This window comes from Corallococcus sp. AB032C, from assembly GCF_003668935.1.
Taxonomy (GTDB): domain Bacteria; phylum Myxococcota; class Myxococcia; order Myxococcales; family Myxococcaceae; genus Corallococcus; species Corallococcus exiguus.
In genome coordinates this window covers 1-17698 of sequence record NZ_RAWP01000052.1, presented here as the reverse complement: position 1 = coordinate 17698, position 17698 = coordinate 1, and the positions used below count along the sequence as shown (strand labels likewise).

16 protein-coding genes are annotated in these 17698 nt (G+C 67.5%); 10 read left to right on the top strand and 6 right to left on the bottom strand.

Annotated elements, in window-relative coordinates; all coding sequences use genetic code 11:
- The first annotated feature begins 48 nt into the window (after positions 1-48).
- From D7X99_RS22640 to D7X99_RS22615, 6 genes are read left to right on the top strand one after another with little or no spacing between them, the layout of a single operon-like run.
- The gene (locus D7X99_RS22640) at positions 49-702 is read left to right on the top strand and encodes a hypothetical protein (RefSeq protein WP_147476223.1); all 654 of its coding nucleotides are present in this window, start codon (positions 49-51) and stop codon (positions 700-702) included.
- 24 nt (positions 703-726) lie between these two features.
- A complete protein-coding gene (locus tag D7X99_RS22635) occupies positions 727-2145 on the top strand; it encodes a hypothetical protein (protein ID WP_121779591.1) in 1419 nt (472 codons plus the stop codon).
- Positions 2146-2204: 59 nt separating this feature from the next.
- On the top strand, positions 2205-4172 hold the full coding sequence (locus tag D7X99_RS22630; RefSeq protein ID WP_121779590.1) for an SAVED domain-containing protein: 1968 nt from the start codon (positions 2205-2207) through the stop codon (positions 4170-4172).
- Positions 4165-5235, top strand: a complete 1071-nt coding sequence (locus D7X99_RS22625) for a nucleotidyltransferase (RefSeq protein ID WP_121779589.1) — start codon at positions 4165-4167, stop codon at positions 5233-5235. The genes D7X99_RS22630 and D7X99_RS22625 overlap by 8 nt, the downstream gene beginning before the upstream one ends.
- A complete protein-coding gene (locus tag D7X99_RS22620; RefSeq protein WP_121779588.1) occupies positions 5232-6950 on the top strand; it encodes a ThiF family adenylyltransferase in 1719 nt (572 codons plus the stop codon). The genes D7X99_RS22625 and D7X99_RS22620 overlap by 4 nt, the downstream gene beginning before the upstream one ends.
- 43 nt (positions 6951-6993) lie before the next feature.
- The gene (locus D7X99_RS22615; RefSeq protein ID WP_199756362.1) at positions 6994-7458 is read left to right on the top strand and encodes a Mov34/MPN/PAD-1 family protein; all 465 of its coding nucleotides are present in this window, start codon (positions 6994-6996) and stop codon (positions 7456-7458) included.
- 206 nt (positions 7459-7664) lie between these two features.
- Here D7X99_RS22615 and D7X99_RS22610 read toward each other — a convergent pair whose 3' ends face one another.
- Positions 7665-7997 (bottom strand): hypothetical protein, encoded by a 333-nt coding sequence (locus tag D7X99_RS22610; protein WP_147476222.1) that lies wholly within the window; start codon positions 7995-7997, stop codon positions 7665-7667.
- Between the two features lie 9 nt (positions 7998-8006).
- Between D7X99_RS22610 and D7X99_RS22605 the strand changes: the two genes are divergently transcribed.
- From D7X99_RS22605 to D7X99_RS22595, 3 genes are all read left to right on the top strand, one after another.
- Positions 8007-8843, top strand: a complete 837-nt coding sequence (locus tag D7X99_RS22605) for a hypothetical protein (RefSeq protein ID WP_147476221.1) — start codon at positions 8007-8009, stop codon at positions 8841-8843.
- Between the two features lie 102 nt (positions 8844-8945).
- Positions 8946-10187: a hypothetical protein gene (locus D7X99_RS22600; protein WP_121779584.1), complete on the top strand. Its 1242-nt coding sequence runs from the start codon at positions 8946-8948 to the stop codon at positions 10185-10187.
- A gap of 130 nt (positions 10188-10317) precedes the next feature.
- Positions 10318-11151, top strand: coding sequence for a hypothetical protein (locus D7X99_RS22595; RefSeq protein WP_147476220.1), 834 nt, complete (start codon positions 10318-10320; stop codon positions 11149-11151).
- Here D7X99_RS22595 and D7X99_RS22590 read toward each other — a convergent pair.
- Genes D7X99_RS22590 through D7X99_RS22570 form a run of 5 tightly spaced genes read right to left on the bottom strand, consistent with a single transcriptional unit; the run spans position 11123 to position 17185 of the window.
- Positions 11123-12103 (bottom strand): ABC transporter substrate-binding protein, encoded by a 981-nt coding sequence (locus D7X99_RS22590; protein WP_147476219.1) that lies wholly within the window; start codon positions 12101-12103, stop codon positions 11123-11125. The genes D7X99_RS22595 and D7X99_RS22590 overlap by 29 nt on opposite strands.
- Positions 12100-13152 (bottom strand): hypothetical protein, encoded by a 1053-nt coding sequence (locus D7X99_RS22585; RefSeq protein WP_121779581.1) that lies wholly within the window; start codon positions 13150-13152, stop codon positions 12100-12102. Before D7X99_RS22585 ends, D7X99_RS22590 begins: the two co-directional genes overlap by 4 nt.
- Positions 13149-15212, bottom strand: a complete 2064-nt coding sequence (locus D7X99_RS22580) for an MFS transporter (RefSeq protein ID WP_121779580.1) — start codon at positions 15210-15212, stop codon at positions 13149-13151. Before D7X99_RS22580 ends, D7X99_RS22585 begins: the two co-directional genes overlap by 4 nt.
- The gene (locus D7X99_RS22575; RefSeq protein WP_121779579.1) at positions 15209-15967 is read right to left on the bottom strand and encodes a cache domain-containing protein; all 759 of its coding nucleotides are present in this window, start codon (positions 15965-15967) and stop codon (positions 15209-15211) included. The genes D7X99_RS22580 and D7X99_RS22575 overlap by 4 nt, the downstream gene beginning before the upstream one ends.
- A gap of 15 nt (positions 15968-15982) precedes the next feature.
- Positions 15983-17185: an OprO/OprP family phosphate-selective porin gene (locus tag D7X99_RS22570; RefSeq protein WP_158627053.1), complete on the bottom strand. Its 1203-nt coding sequence runs from the start codon at positions 17183-17185 to the stop codon at positions 15983-15985.
- A gap of 160 nt (positions 17186-17345) precedes the next feature.
- Between D7X99_RS22570 and D7X99_RS22565 the strand changes: the two genes are divergently transcribed.
- Positions 17346-17698 (top strand): hypothetical protein (locus tag D7X99_RS22565; RefSeq protein ID WP_147476218.1); only part of this gene is annotated, 353 nt, incomplete at its 3' end.

Genomic DNA, 17698 nt, shown 5'->3' with positions numbered 1-17698 from the left:
CTGATTGCCAGGTGAATCCCGCACCTGCATCCCTCTGGAGGAAGCGCATTGGACACGCCGAACCTGCCGCAACACGACCTGGAGTTTTCACAGGCACAGGAACTCTGGCCAGGAAATGAGACCGCGCGACGTCTCGTCTATCTCATGCCCTTGTCCCGGCCGACGCAGTTTCTGGCATTCGGCTCCCTCGCTCCGAGGGAGGCCTGTTTCGTCTGCTATGGACGGGTCGACACGAACCTGGCCCCCTTCATCGAGAGGATGGTCCGGGACGGCGCGGAGGTGACGCTTTACGAGCTGCCGCCGCTGCCAGAGGCGCTCATCGAGAAGTACGCCACCAACCCGCCTTGGGAGGGTCATGAGGTGGAGAAGCCCACGGGCACGCCCGTGCGCGGACTCGTCCCCAAGGAGCTGCCTGACTACGCGGAGGAGTCATCCGGCCCGCTCTGGCCCGAGGGTACGGCATCGGAGCGGTGCACCCTGCTCCTCCCCCTGGACGACCCCAAGACGTTCCTCGCGCTGGGTGTCGCGACGGAGTCCGGAACGGTGGTCTTCGCCAGGAAAGGCACCGTGGAAGAAACGCTCGGCTCACTCATCCAGCAGACGATGCGCGAGCAGTCACGTGTGGAACTGCATGCCCGCCCAAGCCTGCCGCGAGAGGTATTGGACCGCTATCTGGAATTGCCGGCCAGCCTCAATCCGTAGGCCCACCACACTTCGAGTCCATCCATGACCCTCGAGCTGCTGCTCGCGCACGCGGACACCCGCGCGCCCATTCTTTGCCCGGGACTTGATGAATTGGTCTTGAGCCATCCGCCTTCCATCCAGGGTCTCTCACGTCCGAAATACCTGTGGAGTGACGCGGGAGACCTGGACGACTTCCCGGCCCAGCGTTGGGGCATCGTCCATGCATGTGGTCCCGAGGGTGAACGACTCCTGGCGCTCATCGCTCCGCTCCGGGAGTTGCGGCAGCGGGAGCAGGGCGGAGAGGTCCGGACCTATGCGGTTCCATCCGGGCTGGACCGGGAAGCGGCCCATCGCTGGAAGGAACGCTTCTTCGACACGGAGAATGGCCAGGATCAGGACCGGCCCCGATACCTGCTGATCCTTGGTGACCTGGATGCGGTGTCCCTGGCGTTTCAGCAAGTCATGGCCACCAACGCCCTCGTGGGTCGTCTGGTGTTTCCTTCCGACGATGGCTATCGGGCCTATGTCGAGAAGGTCCTCCGCTGGGCACGAACGCCGTCGGACGTGGACCGGGCACGGACGCTCTTTTACACGGTGCAAGACCACACCGCCGCGACGCGGATCGGGCACGACCAGTTGATGGTGCCGAGCGTGAAGGAGTGCCAGCGGCTCCAGAGCGTGGGCAAGCTTCCTGCGGCGCCACCACAGCATTGCGTCGAAAGGGGCATCGGTCAGGACACCGCCGTCGCGAGATTCCTTGAGTTCGCGCGAGGGGCCGAACCGTCCGTGCTGTTCTCGCTCAGCCACGGGCTGGGTCATCCCAGGGGAAAGGACTGGAACTCCGCCGAGGAACAGCGGGCCCGCCAGGGCGCGCTGGTGCTCCCCAATGGCGAATTGCTCAGCGCGGAGCAGGTCGCGACGGCCCCCTTCCTGTCTGGGGGAATCTGGTTCTGCTTCGCGTGCTTCAGCGGTGGCACCCCGGAGCGGAGCGCCTATGCGTCATGGTTCCAGGATCTCGCGCCAAGGGAGGCGGAACTCGTCAAGGCCATGATGCGCCCTGACAAGGACCGCCCGTTCATCGCCGCGATGCCGCAAGCCGCCCTGTCCAATCCAGAGGGTCCCCTCGCGGTCCTGGGACATGTGGATCTGGCGTGGACCCAGAGCTTCAATGACCAGGGACGCAGCAGGTTCACGCGCTTCGCGGGCTTCATCCTGGAACTGGCCAGACGCAGACGGGTCGGGGCAGCCATGGCCGGCATCCTCAGGGCCGTCGCCGAGACAGGCGCGGCCTTGGCGTCGAGCTATCACCAGCAACGGACAGCGCGCGTGTCCGGGCAGGCCTATGAAGGAAGCCCCGCCGAGCACGCCGAGCGGTGGATGCTCTACCACGACCTTTCGAGCTTCGTGCTTCTCGGAGACCCGGCGGTCCAACTTCCACTGAGTCAGCGACCGCGGAGGTAACAAAAAGCCATCGCACGGCGTCTTTTGTCGCGGCAACCACACAACAGCAGGACAACGCCATGCCTCGCAATCCCATCCCGTTTGAAATCAGGCTGGAGTTCACGGGACAGTCCAAAAAACAGTTCAATTGGCAGAAACGAGCGTACTACGCCAAGCGCTCCCGTGGCGCTGGGGGGACCGTGACGTTTCCATGGCCCCATCTCCGTGAGGACCTGGAGGCGCTCACACGAAATGAGGAGGAACGCGTCCCCAGCGAGCGAATCTCGAAGGCCCTGAGTGACTTCCTCAGGCCAGCGGATTGGGCCCTGGTGGAGGCACAAATCCAGAATGCACTTCATCAAGGCCGTCCCGTCCATCTGACCATTTGCGCCGAGGACGCGGACGAGCTGTATACCCTCCCGTGGGAACGCCTTCTCCTGGGCAACGGGCCTCCCTTCGCCGAAACGGATGATTGCGTGCTGCAATATGAGTACGCCTGTGAGCCTCGCCATGAGCCTGCGCCTCGGCCCCAGGGACGAATCCTCTTCGCCTGGTCATCCGCGGGAGGATGGGTTCCCAACGAACAGCACCTGCACGCACTCAAGGAGGTGTGCGCCTCCGCCCGCTTCGGCTTCGATCCAGAGAACGATGTCCTCCCCAACGCAACCGCGCAGCGGCTCTCCGACAAGATCCGGCAAAGCCCTCGTCCGTTCACGGCACTGCACCTGCTGGGCCACGGGAAGAAGCTGGGTGACGGCACCTATGGGATCGAACTCAATGCCTTCGAGGCGGCGGACGGCCCTGAAACCCTTGATGCCCGGCAACTGAGCACCCTTCTTTTCGCGAAGGCCAATTCCCTCCGCCTCCTCACGATCAGCGCTTGCCAGAGTGGCGACTCAGGCCCCCCGGCCCATCCCATGCGGAGCATTGCTCAAATGCTCCACACGAATGGTGCGCCTGCGGTCATTGCGTCACGGCTCCCGCTGAGCTGCCCCGGCTCCATCCAGCTGACCCGCACGCTCTATACCCGGTTGCTCGTGGACGGAGCGAACCTGGGAACCGCGCTCTCCGATGCACGCCGTCGCCTTCGTGAGACGGGGTGCTATCGCGACAGCCGTTCCCTCCAGCTCTACGCCCGGGGCGGAGACGAGCCCGCACTCCATCCATTCAATCCGCCGCCCCCTCGGCCAGCCGCGACCGAGGCCCGCGAAGAACTGGTGCGCGTCTGCCATGAGGCGCTCAGTCGAACTTCTGTGAAGCCCATTGAAGCGGATGCTCCAGAGCTGTTTGCTCAACGGGAGATCAGGCCAGACGTCGTCCTCATCGACCAATACGATGCCATTGGAGAACGCCAATGGGCGAACCTGGAGCAGGAGGTCCAGCGACTGGCGGCACCGGCAGGCCCGCTCCGAAGCGTCTTCGATGAACGTGGCACCGCAATCCTCTACTATGGCTTTCCATATGTTCCCCTGGCACTCCTGGCAGGGTACATGGCTAATACACGGTTGGTGCATGTCCTTGAGCACGACCGGGCCCTCCAGCGCTTCACCTGGTCAACCCAGCCGCCTGCCACCCATCCGCAACTTGAGGTGACTTGCGACTCTCGTGAGTCAGGCTCTGCGGCGCGTGTCAGGATCTCCGTCTCCAACGAGGTCGAATTCGCGGCCTGCGCGGAGGTTTTGCCGGAGTCGGAAGTCCGGCTCGACCTGCACCTTCAATTGACGCTTCCCCAAAAAGGCATCGTTCAAAGCGAAGCTCAGGTATTGGATTACGCCAAGATCATTCGCGAGGCCATTGAGCAGACCATCAGCGGACGCAACGAACTCACAAACGTCCACGTCTTCGCTGCTGTTCCTGTCAGCATTGCCTTCCACATCGGTCGGACATTGGCATCCACCGGCCTTCCGGAATGCTACGCCTACAACTACAACGCCCTCGACACACCTCGATACAAATGGCGCCTGGGCTTGAAGGCCGCCAAAGAGGGACGTCCCGCCGTCACCCTGTTCAATCCGCCCTCCCAAGAAAGCGAACGCCACCATGGCTGACATCCAGCGACAGTTCGAGCAGTTCGACGACGAAATCCGGCTCACACGGCTCAAGGAGAACAAGGAACTCATCCAGAAGCGGGACGTCATCCTGGATAAGCTCAGGAAGGCCTTCGCGCAGCTGCGTGGAGAGGGCCAGACGGTTCCCACCTTCGAGTTCATCAATCAGGGCAGCTACGAGATGGGGACGGGGATCCACCCCGCGGAGGGCCAGGACTACGACATCGACGTAGGGCTGAAGTTCAACTGCGCGAAAGGGGACTACCCCAACCCCGTCGACCTGAAGGAACTGGTGGCCAAGGCGCTGGAAGACCACACGGACCTGGGAACCGAGATCCGACGCTCTTGTGTCACGGTGAAGTACACCCGCGACGGAGAGCAGGCCTTCCATGTCGACCTCGCGGTCTATGCCTACGACAACCCGGATCATGCGTGGAAGCGCCTCTTCATCGCCAAGGGGAAGCTCGGCGCGGATGAGAAGAACCGAGCATGGGAGGAGTCGGATCCAGACGGCCTCATCGATTGGGTGGAAAAGCGATTCACAGGGAAGGAGCAGGACCAGTTCCTTCGCATCATCCGGGCGCTGAAGCGTTGGAAGACGGAGAAGTTCAAGACGGACGGCCAGAATGCTCCAACAGGGATCGGGCTGACTGTCGCGGCGGGAGAGTGGTTCCGTCCCTGCGTCAATCACAACGCCTTCGCCGTGAGAACCCGGTGTGACGACCTGGAGGCTTTGAGTGGATTCGTCGCCACCCTGGTGTCCAAGTTCTATGTGGTCGGAACGAAGCAGGACGGGACCCCGTTGTACCGTCTCACGGTCCCTGTTCCCGTGGCGCCGGGCGCCGACATCTTTATGAAGATGTCCCACGGCCAGATGACGACATTCCGGGAGCGACTCCTCCAGATCAAGGAGAAGCTGGACAAAGCGACACGCGACCCGGATGCCGTCACCGCCTGCCAGACGCTGCGCGGCGAGTTCGGTCCCCTGTTCCCTGTTCCCGAGAAGTCGAGCACCGCCAGTTCCGGTGGACGCGCGGTTGCCGGCGGTGGCATTTCCGCATGAGTCCGCATCGCGAGGAGCCCCGGCAGGTGCTCGAACGGCTTTCCCAGAGCGGGGTCATCAAGGATTGTGGCCCTGTCTTGTTGCGTGCGGACTTGAACAAGTTCGGGTACGAAGAAGCCACCTGCTCGGGCCAGTTGAGCGTGGAGGGACATATGGTCCGCCTGCGCATCCGCTTGCCTTGGAACTTCCCGCGATGCCTGCCGCTGATCTCCATTGAGGACATCACGCCGCCCCTTCACCTCCCTCACCGGTTTAGGGACAACACCCTCTGCTTCACTTCGGACCTGACCCTGCTGGATGCGAAGGACCCTGAGGCGATCGTCGAGGAGTCGCTCATCAGGGTCCGCCGCATGCTCCAGGACCAGGTGACCGGCAACCGTGGCCAGGAATTCCTGCGTGAAGCCGTGGCGTATTGGGAGGGCCTTGCGGGCCGCGCTCTGGACTGCCTCATCTCGGTTCTGGAGGAACCCCGAATCGTGTCGGTGCTCCGAACGAGTACGGAGGTGCTGGCCGTTGCGGATGATGCGGAGACCTACTCACGTTCACGCCTGTCCAACCCCAAGGAGGGCCTGCATGCCGTCAATGCCCTCTACCTCCCGGTGTCTCCAGACGGCAATGCGGCTGCCTTCCGAATCCTGGAGCTCGCGACGCCAGCGGGGCTGCGTGCGTACGCACGGCGGCTCCCGGATGAACGCAGGGCTGCTCTCGCTGGCCTCATCCACCGTTGCGACAAGTCACGGCACGTGCTCGTCTTGGGCCTGGAACGGCCTGGACAAGACCGGGCCTTGCTTGGCCTTGATCTGACCCAGCTTGAGCAGGGCCATCCGCTGCTCTCGGACACCACGAATGCGAAGGTGGAGCCCATTCACCTCGTCCGGTGGGACCGCCACTTTCTGCTGCCTCGGGGGGGCGCCGAGTTGGACCTTCAGGGGCGTAGCGTGCTCATCGCGGGTTGTGGTTCCGTCGGCGGCCATCTGGCCATGGCGCTGGCTCGGGCAGGAGTCGGGCGTCTCACATTGGTGGACCCGGACATTCTCGCCCCAGAAAACACGTACCGGCACGTTTGTGGAAGGAGCTGGCGTCATTGGCCGAAGGTTCAGGCCCTGGGAACGGAGATCCTTTCGAACACGCCCTACGTCGAAGTGGAACCTGTCTTCGAATCGCTAGAGTGGTACCTCAAGGAGAAGTCTGATCAGCTCCGCTCCTACGATCTGGTGATCGCCGCCTTGGGAGTTCCCGTCCTGGATCTCCATCTCAACGAGTGGGCCTGGACGGATGCGGGCCATCCACCGGTGCTTTTCGCATGGCTGGAGCCGTACGGGTTGGGTGGGCACACTCTGCTGACCCATGTGCCGGGACAGCAAGGCAGTCAGCGAGGATGCCTTGAGTGTCTCTATGAACGTCCCATCAAGGGAGGGCCCCTTGAGAATCAAGCTGCATTCGCGACACCCGGCGTCAGCTACGGCCGTGACGTCCTCGGGTGTGGAACCAGCTATCTGCCCTTCGCGGACCTGGATGCCCAACGAACTGCGGAGCTGGCGGCGCGGATGGCGTTGCGCTCGCTGCGAAAGGAAGCCACGGAGCCGACCCTGCTCTCCTGGAAGGGCGAGCCCGGCCCCTTCCTGAAGGCAGGCCACACAGTCACGCCCCGGTTCCTCGCGATGCAGGATGCCCGCTTCGAGCGGCAGGATTGCCTCATCTGCCAGCCCGCCTGACTCCATGGACGGGCTCTTGTTCCAACGCAGCGGTGGCGGAGTCTTGAAGCTGTCCCCAGAGGTTCTTTCGCGGCTCAACCCATACCGTCAACTGGAGCTACACCAGCCGGAGGCAGGCGGGGTGATGCTCGGACGCCGAATCCTGGGATGCGACGATGTCGTCATCGATGAAGTGACGCCCCCCATGGAGGGAGACTCACGTGCACGACTCCAATTCCACCGCGCGCCCGCACGGCATCAGTCGGTCATCGACGCCCGATGGGCCGAGTCCCGGGGCACCTGCCTCTACCTGGGGGAATGGCACACCCATCCCGAACCAATCCCGACCCCCTCCAGCATTGACCTCGAAGGCTGGAGCAGACGCTTGAAGGAGGACCAGTTCGATGGTTCCTCGCTTTTCTTCCTCATCGTGGGGATGGAGCGGGTCGCCCTCTGGGAGGGCTTTCGACAGTCCCGGCATCTCGTCCCACTTCGACGCATCACGTCGTACTTCGAGCAGGTCTCCTGATGGCGGTGTTGGCACGCAACAGCCTCATCACGTCCAACCTGTCCATGACTCGAATTCAGTCTAGCCAAGTGGTCGAACTTCCGCGTGTGGTGGAAGTTCGTGTCGCTGCTCCCGGTGCTGGGACTGCCCCGAGGTCCGCCAGGGGCGTCCCTGGCGGTTCTCTGAGCAGGCACGTCGCGGAGACGGACCGCGACGTGCCCCGGAGCTCAGTCGATGACGGGCCCCGGCGACCCGCCGCCGCAGCCCCGGCTCATCTCGCAGAAATTGAGGGGGGCATACCCGATGCAACACTCGTCGGCGCTGGTTCCACACGCGACGCCACACTTCGGGCGGCAATCCGCGGTGCCGCTGCTCGCCGAAGGATAGACGCAGACACCGTTGCCCCCGTTGCAGAGGGAATAGGGCGCGGCCCCCACGTTACAGGCGTAGATGGCGTCCTCCCGGGAGGCAAACTCGGCCGGCGAATCCACATCCGCCTCCGTGCCACCACAGCCCACCAGCAGGACCGCCGCCAACAATCCCTTCAGCATCTTTGACATGATTCCTCCATGAATCGCCGTCACCGACGAGGCTTCCATCCTACGGGGCGTCCGCCCCAGCTCAAACCCGGAGTCCCAGGCCCAGGAGCGCCTCCGCGCCCCAAGCCCCTTCCCCACCGTGCCGCCCTCCTCTCCTGCCTGCTGCTCGCGGCGGCGTGTGGCCGGCGTCTGGAGTCCGACAGCACCGAAGCCGTGGGCTCCGCCACCGTCCGCCACGTGAGGACCTGCAAGTGGTTGGACTGGGAGAACAACTCCTGCCGGGTGGACTCCGTGATGACGGCGGGCTCCCGGCGCATCGAGGGCGTCTATTTCACTTCGGCGAGCCCTCATGGGGAGCTGGCCCTCGTGAACGTGATGCAGGGGGACAGCCTGCTCGTCGACACGCGCTCCGGTGCGATCCGCGCGACGCTGCCCGCCCAGACCAGCGTCAAGGAGTGGTGCAACGACGCGGAGCTCGTCGTCTCCCCGCTCGTGAAGGACACTGAGGCCACCGGGGAGTTCGGGGGCTCCCACCTGGTGCACCTGTGGCTTGAGCACGGCACGGAGGTCCATCGCTCCACCGTCTACCAGGGCCCTCGCCACGTGCCCCGGGTCCTCTGCGGCCCCGAGCACACGGTGGCGCTCGCGCTCTCGACCATCCGCGAAGGGCCGCCCATCGATCTGTTCCGCTGGAGCGCGGACCAGGGCCTCCAGCTCGTGGAGACCTGGCCCGGGGACATCCAGGGAGGCGGTGCCTCCGACCTCGTCCTCTCCTGGACCGGCGCGGGCCGGCCGGACTGGTGCGCGCGCAGCCGCCCCTACTCCCTCGGCACGTGCGTGCCACCCACCCGGCCCGCTGTCCCCTGAGGCCCTGAGCCTCCCTCTCCTTCACAACGGGCTCCAGTTCCGCGTCCTGGCTCCAACGCCTATCGGAGCGGGCGCTCAAAGCTCCAGAGGGAGAGGTCTTCGATGAGCCTGGTGAAACAGCAGGGCATCCTGAGCCCGGGTACGCAATACGCCAAGGACGCGGATGTCATCATGACGGCGGCGGTCCTCGGGTGGGCCTGGAGCCGTCTCACGAACGCGGACGTGAACAAGCGGCACGCGCGGGTCGACTTCGAGGTGGAGGACGGCCACAAGCTGTCCGAGCAGGAGCTGCGGGAGAAGCCGCTGGACCCCACCCACCTCTCCGCCATCCAGAAGATCAACCAGTTGCTGCAGGCGTCGGGACTCAAGCCCGACCAGAGGGTGGAGCTGGGCAAGACGCCCATCTGGACCACCGGCGGCCGCATCACCGGCGGCTCCGGCGACAAGAACCCCGCCGACACCTACCGCTACGACCCGCCGCTGCCGGACGGCACCGCCGCCAGGCTGTTCCTGCTGGCCACCCAGGCGGACACCGCGGACAAGCTGGGCTACCAGGGCCGCGGCGCCTACACGGGGTTCATCGATGGCCGGACGGATGGACAGACCGGCTTGATGAGCACCTTCCGGCACAACGTGCCGTTCGACATCACCTACGGGCGGCGGTGGCATCCCCCGGAGGCGCTCCCGGACAAGCCCTGGGGGATGATCGGCGCCGCCAATGAGCAGGACAACAATGACCCGGCGAAGCCAGGGCTCAAGCAGCAGGGCATGCACTTCGAGGGCCCTGCGCCCCAGCGCAACCGCGACATCTGCGCGTACACGCACGGGATGATCCAGGCCATCTACGACGTGCACGTCAACAAGCGGGTCAACGACACCAGCCCGAACAAGAAGACGCCCTACAACCCCGGCACGCCGTATGAAATCGCCGTGGGCAAGAAGACGACGAAGCTGGCCTCGTGCTTCCCCTGCAGCATCTTCATGGAGGCCACCGGCCACCCGGCCTCCTCCACGCACCTGGGCCGCGGCGAGTCCTGGAGCCCGCTGTATCCGCCCCCCAACTCCACCACCACGCAGCACAAGGCGTGGCAGGCGTGCAACACGCAGTGGCAGGACTACTGCAAGACCATCATCGACGCCGGGCTCCAGTGCCTGAAGAAGGCCCCGGCCCAACTGAAGGACGAGTGGAAGCTCAGCGTGGGCGCGCTCGACCTCTACCTCAACGGTCCGAACGGGGTGAACAAGACGCCGGCCACCGCGGCCCAGGCCTACGCCAACCTCATCCTCGACGCCGTGACGGTCCACGACTCCGAGGTGAGTCGCATCAACCGGACCCTCAAGTAATCACACGCATGCGGTGGTTCCCGGCGGGGAGCCGGTGACTTCCGACAGGCCTCACGGGGCAGCCGCCCCGTGGGGCTTCTTTTATTTCCGCTGGGAATCACAGCCTCGCCGCCGGTGCCGTCCTGGCGGCATGATCCGAACGCACATCTCAGAGGCTTGTGAAGCAAGGGACCTGGCGCTGTTGGACGCGGTGCTCTTCGTCACCCGGACGAAGAGCCCCCTCACCCAGGCGAAACAACGGGAGGCCTGGCGTGGCGTGCTGGGCGACCCGGAGGTCCTCGACCCACGGCGCGAGTTGCTCGCGGATCGCCTGGCGCGCCGGACCGGCTCCTCGCTGGAGGGCGATGCCCTCTTCTCATCGCTGCGGGTGCGATTGCCGGACGTCCCCAATCGCCTGCTGGCCTACGGCCTGGCGCTGCGGGCCGCGACCGCTCACTGCGGACACCCAGGCCCTGTGCGGCTGCCGCTGGCCCAGCTGTGCCGCGAACTGGGACTGACACAGGCCCAGGCGCGTGACATGCGCCTGGGCCTCCTGGATGGCATGTCCCCCGTCGCGCTGGCGGCGGAGTCCGCGCACCCGCGGCATGCCCGCGTCCTGGAGACGGTGCTGCTGGCGGCGGGGCTGGAGGCCCACCTGACGGAGGCGGAGACGCTGGCGCTGGACGCGTCACGGGAGGACACGCCCGTCCTCCTGGAGCTGACCGGCCAGCTGCTGCGCCGCATCGCCTTCGGGTCCCATGTAGCCTCACCGTTGGAGGCGCTTTGCCAGCGGCTGACGGACATCGCTCTCGCGCCCGCGACCCTCGCGCAGCGCTGGGACACCCTGCGGCTGGCGTACTGCTTCTCGCATGCGGTGGGCCACGACCTGGGACAGCAGCTCCTGCTCGACCTGCTGCAGGAGCTGCTGCACCTGGGGACCGTGGAGGCGGCCCGCGCTACCGCTCGCGAATCCGCGCGTACCTGAGGATGTGCATGGGCGGGTACAGCCCCAGCGCGTGCGCGGCCGGCATGTTCACCTCGAAGGAGAAGCGGGACAGCGTCTCCACGGGCAGCTCCGCCGGTGAGCGGTGCTCACGCAATATCTGCGTGGCCTTGAAGCCCGCCAGGCCGCCGACGTTGTAGAAGGGCGCCACCAGACCCATCATGCCGCCCGCCTCCAGTTGCACCTCGATGGCGCAGAAGGTGGGCAGGCCCAGGCGGATCGCTTCGTCCATCAGCAGCTGGCTGTGCGGCGCGAAGAAGTTCACCGGAGGCAGGTACACCAGGTCCGGCCTCCGGGCCGCCAGCGCCTGCATCATCGCCGGCAGGCGCGCCGCGTCCGGCTTCCCGTCCTTGCCGAGCGGGTGCACCGCCACCAGTTCGATGCCCGCCTGCGCGGTGAGCTGCGTGAGCTTGTCGAACATGTTGCGCTGGGACGGCTCGGACGGGTTGTAGGCGACGCCCAGCCGCTTGAGCGGCATGAACGACTGCATGGCCTTGAGCTGCACCGGCAGCGAGGCCACGTGGATGGCGCCGGTGAGGTTGCGCCCGGAGCCCTCCAGCCGCGTCACCAGCCCCGAGGCGATGGGGTCCGACACCATGGCGAAGACCACCGGGACGTCGGTGATGTGCCGCGCGGGATCCACGTCGCCCAGCCGGCCCACGAGCCCCTCCGTCACCAGCGTGCTCTGGGCGTAGATGAGGTCCGGACGCCGCGCGCGAATCTCCTGGATGACCGCCGGCAGCCGGTTCGCGTCGCCTTCGATGTTGCGGACGGTGAACTCCACCTCCAGCCCCGCGCTGAGCAGGTAGTCCCGGAAGCCCTGGTCCGCCTCCGCGCCTGTGCGGTGGATGACCATGAAGACGCGATACGGCGCGGCGGAGGCGGAGACCGCCGACAGCAAGACGAGCGCGGCGAGGAAAGCGCGGACCGTCATCGCCCCGCCTCCGTCCGGGCGGACGCGCTCCGCCACATCCGGCCCTGCCGATCCAGGCTGTGCCGCAGGATGTGCTCGATGACGTCCGCCTGCTGGAGCCCCGCGTCGCGCGCGGTGAACATCACCGCCGCGTGGCTGCCCAGGTTGCAGCCGATGTTGAACTCCAGGAGGAACAGCTCGCCGGTGTCGCGGTGCAGGCGGAAGTCGACGCGCAAGTAGTCGAAGTCCCGCACCGCGGCGCACAGCCGGAGCGTGTACGTCCGCAGGGTCTCCGCCAGCGGCCCCCGCGGCGCCATGCGGCGCTCGCGCCCGCCCTCCAGCATCCGCTTCTGCCGGTGGGTGACGATGCCGTGCGGCAGCGAGGAGGTCTCCTCCGCGACGCCCAGCACCAGGGGCTCCTCGCCGCCCAGCACCGGCACCGTCAGGTCCAGGCCAGGCACCAGTTGCTCCACGAGGCAGGCCTGGCCCAGGTCCTGGAACAGGCGCAGGCGCTCGTGCAGCCCGGCCTCCGTCTCCTGGATGCTGTCCTCGGAGATGCCCACGGACGCGGCGCCGAAGCGCGGCTTGATGATCCACGGCCCCCGGAAGTCCGGCGCGGGCGGCAGCTTCCCCTCCGCCGGGCACGTCACCCACGGCGCCGTCGGGATGCCCAGCGAGCGCGCCATCAGCTTGGTGAGGTGCTTGTCCTCCGCCAGCGCGCGGATGTTGGGCGGCGCGCCCAGGTAGGGGACCTGCAACCATTCACAGAACGCCGACGTGAAGACCTCCGAGTTGCGGACCGGCGCGCGGTTGAGGAGCGTGAAGACGTAGTTGGGTTCGCTGCGGATGTGGACCAGGTCCTCCAGCGAGCGGCACGGCGAGCACCGCAGCCCCAGTCCGGTCAGCGTGTGGAACAGCTCGTGGTTGTAGCGCGGGAGCACGCCGTGCTCCGGGTGCAGCTCGGGCCACGGGGCTCCGGGGTCCGGCGCGTACTGCGCGAGGAACAACACGTCCAGGCGCTCGCGCTGCGTAGGCGTCAGCTTCAACAGGTTCTGGGTGATGGCGGTCATGGAGTTTTCGGAGTGGGAGTGGTGGGTGGAAGGGAACGCAGGAAGAGGTAGGCGGCGAGGCCCGCGGTGAGCGCGAGCATCCCGACGCCGATGGCGTGGGTGCTGCGCACGAAGCCGCTGGCGCCCAGCAGCGCGGCGGCGAGCAGCGGGCCGACGAGGCTGCCCACCCGCTCGATCATCCGGAAGACAGACAGGAGCGAGTCCAGGCCGAACCCGGCGCACTCCTCGGCGAAGAGCGGCGGGATGCTGGCGAGCAGCGGCGTGGCCGCCAACGCCTGTCCCAGGCCCACCAGCAGCACCGCGGCCAACAACTGCCACGAGCCACCGGCCGACGCGAACAGCAGCACTCCCAGCCCGGAGAGACCGCCGCCCACGAGCATCATCCCCCGGTGCCAGCCATGGCGGTCCGCCAGCAGCGACACCACCGGCGTGGCGAACACCGTGACGATGAAGTAGCCCATCATCAACCGGCCGATGGCGGCTTCCGTGAAGCCCATCGCATGCAGGCGCAAGGGCGTCAGGTAGAAGAGGAACCCCGTCAGCACCAGGCGCGCCGGCATGGCCGCCAGCAGGATGAAGAGCAGCACGCGCCCGCGCTTGAGGATGCCCAGGTAGGCCGCCATCGCGCGGGGCTCACCCTCCTCCCGCGCCCGGACGGGCCCCAGGTCCGGAGCCAGCAGCAGCACCAGCGCCATGGCCAGGCCCACCAGCGCCGAGGCCACCCCGAACGTCGCCGCGTAGCCGATGCGGTCCGCGAGGATGCCGCCGATGGCGGTGCCACAGACGCTGGCGGCCGTGGACGCGCCCACGAACACGCCCATGCTCCGCGCACCGTGGCTCTGCTTCGACGTGCGCGCCACGTGCAAGAGCGCCGTGGTCGTCACGATGCCGTAGCCGCCCGCGGTGACGACGCGCCAGAAGAAGAGCTCCGTGAGGCTGGAGGCGAGGCCCGTCATGAACAGACCGAGGCCCGCGGGCACCATGCCCACCAGCATCGCCACGCGGCTGCTCCGGGTGTTGAGCAGGCGCCCCGCCAGCGGCGTGCACACCACCATCGCGGTGACCCACAGCGACATGGGCAGCGCCACCATGAAGCTCTCGGAGAAGTAGGGGCCGGGCTGGTACAGCCGCTTGACGAAGAGCGGCCAGAACGAGCGCGACAGCTCCGAGCCGAAGAGGAAGACGAACAGCGGCAGCCGCAGGTCGCTCGTCCCGGGCTCCTCCAGCGCGGCGGGGGCCTTCGGGTCTCCAAAGCGGAAGCGCTCGCCCAGCGTCGCCAGCTCCGGCGCCGCGCGTGCGTCCAGCGCCGCGTGCCGGCGGTTGAGGCCGCGCACCAGCCTGCCCGCGGAGGCCAGCGCGCGGGTGGCCTCGTCGTGCAGCCGCACCCGGGCCTGCCGCGTGAAGTCCCCCGCGCCGCCCAGCTCCAGCAGGCGCCGCAACAGCCGCAGCGGCCGGATGACCAGCAGGCCCATCAGCGCCATGAGCACCTCCACGGTGACCAGCGCCGTCACGAACAGGGTGATGAGGACGTCGGTGTGGATCTCCTGGAGCCGCTGCTCGGCGTACGTCGCGTCGATGCCCAGGTGCAGCTGGCCGATGACGCGCCCCCGCGACACCACGGGGTGGACCAGGTCCAGGTCCCCGTCCAGGCGCGCCAGACCGCGCGCCTCCTCGATGGCGTGGGCCTTGAGCACCTTGTCGAAGAAGGACGCGGGCTTCGCCTTCAGGTCCCTGGACGCGTACAGCAGGTGGCCGTCCGGCGAGGCGAAGCCGATGTAGCGGATCTCCTCGTGGCCCAGGGCCGCGTCATCCAGGTACGCATCCGCCGCGCCCAGCCGGTTCACCGGGATGCCCAGGTCCGCGGCGCGGTGGAACTGGAGCGCCACGGTCTGGGCCAGCGTCTCCGCCTTGGCGCGCAGGTCCGGCCGCAATGACTGCTCGAACAGGCGCGAGGCCTGGATGGACGCCGCCACCAGCGTCGCCACGATGAGCAACGTGGGCAGCAGGCTCACCTTCCAGATGCGGCTCCGGGACAGACTTCCGTCGTTCGTGGAGTTCATGCCGGGCCCTCCAGCGAGCGCTCCGCGCGGGCCAGGGCCAGGGAGGCCTCCTGGTAGCGCGCGTCGAAGGCACGCAGCGCCTCGTCGGCCGGGGGCGTGTGCACCGGACCGTCCATGTTCCGGAAGGCCTGCTCCATCGCCTGGAAGCGCTGGCCCAGCGGCCTCAGCAGCATCCACATCAGGGCGCAGACGAGCGAGAAGCCGATGGCCAGGGGCCACAGCGCCTGGCGGGCGAAGGTGTGGAGAAAGGCGCTCGCGCGCGCATCCAACGCCTTGCGGTCATAGGCGATGAGCACCAACCCCACGGGCTGACTGAAGGGGTTGAGGATGGGCGCGCCCACCAGCAGGGCCTCGCGGTCCGAATGGCTCCAGGTGCCGCCGTGCGCGGCGGCGGCGGCCTCGAACCAGGCGGCCCGCTCCCGGGCGGATCCGGGCAGGTGGGTGGTGGCGTGCAGCCCGCTCTGGAACAGCACCGTGCCCCGGCGGTCGAGGATGGCGACGCCCCGGATGTCCGGGTCCATGCCGGACACGCGGGTGAGGATCTGCTGCGCGTCGCGGACGGCGGGCAGGGCCAGCCCCAGGTCGATGGCCGCCTCGGTGGAGGCCTTCGCGTCCAGCGCCAGCACGCGCAGCCGTGACTGCTGAAGCTCCACGAGCGTCGTCTCGAACTTGGCGAAGTTGAGCAGGACGACCAACGCGATGGAGAAGCACAGGATGGCCGCAGTCGCGGCCCCCAGCTTGAAGAACAGACTCATGGCCCCGGCTCCCCTCTAGAAGAACCACTGGATGCGCATGAGGAACTCGTCGTAGGGCGCGCGCCCCCCGTCGAAGACGTACCGGCTGGCGTTGAACATCCAGCGGGTGTTGGTGTTGAGGTACCAGTTGAGGCCGGCGGTCACCTCCTGGAGGCGCTCCTCGGAGGGCCCGTCGTGGTCGGGCAGTCCCTCGAAGCGCAGCCGCGCGAAGCCGTAGCGCAGCCCCAGCTCCCAGGCGCCCGCGCCGTACTTGTCCGCGCCCGGATCAAACGGCCGCTCCGGGTCCACGCCCCGCTCCTGCTTCTTCTCGCCGGTCAGCACCCACGTGCCGGACGCGTAGAAGGCCTGCGAGCGCAGCCCCGCCAGGTGCACGCGCCGGTCCTCCTTGCCCAGGTCCGCGGCGGTGAGCCAGCCCTCGCGCGAGGGAGAGAAGAAGCGGGCGTACTCCACCTTCAGCGACGTGGGTCCCTGGAAGGAGACGAAGTCCGCGCCCAGGCGCCATTCGGGTGGAACGACGAACAGGCCCGTGGCGCCCGTGGCGTACGTCAGCTTGTACTGGGGCGCAGTCAGGAAGGAGAAGCCCGTGGGCAGCTTGCCGCGCGCCTCCTCCGGCAGGTTGTCGCCCAGCGCGTGGGTGGCGCTCACCGCGACGGAGACGCCCTCCGCCGGCACCACGGCGATCCGGCCCGCCAGCATCTTCCCGCGATCCTCGTCGCGCGCCTTGCTGCTCGCCTCGTTGAAGAGGCCCAGCCAGTACTCCACGCGGTTGCCGGCGAACTCTCCGTGGAGCGCCAGGCCCTGGTCGTACCGGGGCAGCACCAGGGAGAAGAGGAGGGATTGTTCGACGAAGTCCAGGAAGGTGGAGGAGGTCTCCAGCCACTCGTAGCCGAAGGGGACCTTGAGCCGGCCCGCGCGCAGCCGCAGCCAGGGCGCGGCGCGCAATTCCAACCATGCGTCCTGGTAGAGGGGCGTTTCACGCAGGCCCACGTCGGTGATGAGCCGCACGTCCGCGAAGGGCGCCAGCGTGCCGGACAGGTTGATGCGCGCGCGGCGGACGTAGAAGGTGCTCGCGAGCCCATCGTCGGTGGGCGTCAGCCGCAGGTCCGTCTGCAGGCCCATGCCCACGCGCAGCGCGGACCGGCCATCGCGGCTCTGGAGGACGGTGGCCCCCGTCGGCGGCGGGGCTTCCGCGCGGGCCTGGGGGGCCAGCAGGGACATTGATACAAAAACAGACATCAGGGCAAAGGCACGCATTGGGGGTGTGGGCATGCCCGTGGGACGGCGCATGGATGCCTTTGTGAACCGTTCACACCGACAGGGGCCAGGCCGTCCTTGGAGACAGGGCGCGGCACACGAAGCCGCCTTTCGCGAGTGAACCATGTCTGTCCATTCCCTCCGGCACGGGCGCGGGTTGCGCCGGGCCCGGCTTGGCGCCCTCCTCCTGGTGCTGGCCGCCTCGCTCGGAGGGGTCGTCGCCCTGGGGCTGGGCGAGGCGTGGCGCGGGGATGCCCGCCTCCAGTTCGAGCGGCTCGCGGCGCAGGGCGCGATCCTCCAGGGGCCGGTGGAGATGTTCCTGCGCGTGGGCATGGCGCTGGAGCAGTTCACCGGCTTCACCCAGCTGGCGCGCACGCTGCGCCAGGCGGACCCCACGCTGGAGGCGGTCCGCGTCCTGGATGACCAGGGCCGGCTGCTCTTCTCCGAGCCCCCTGGCCCGGAGGCCCCGGCCCCCGC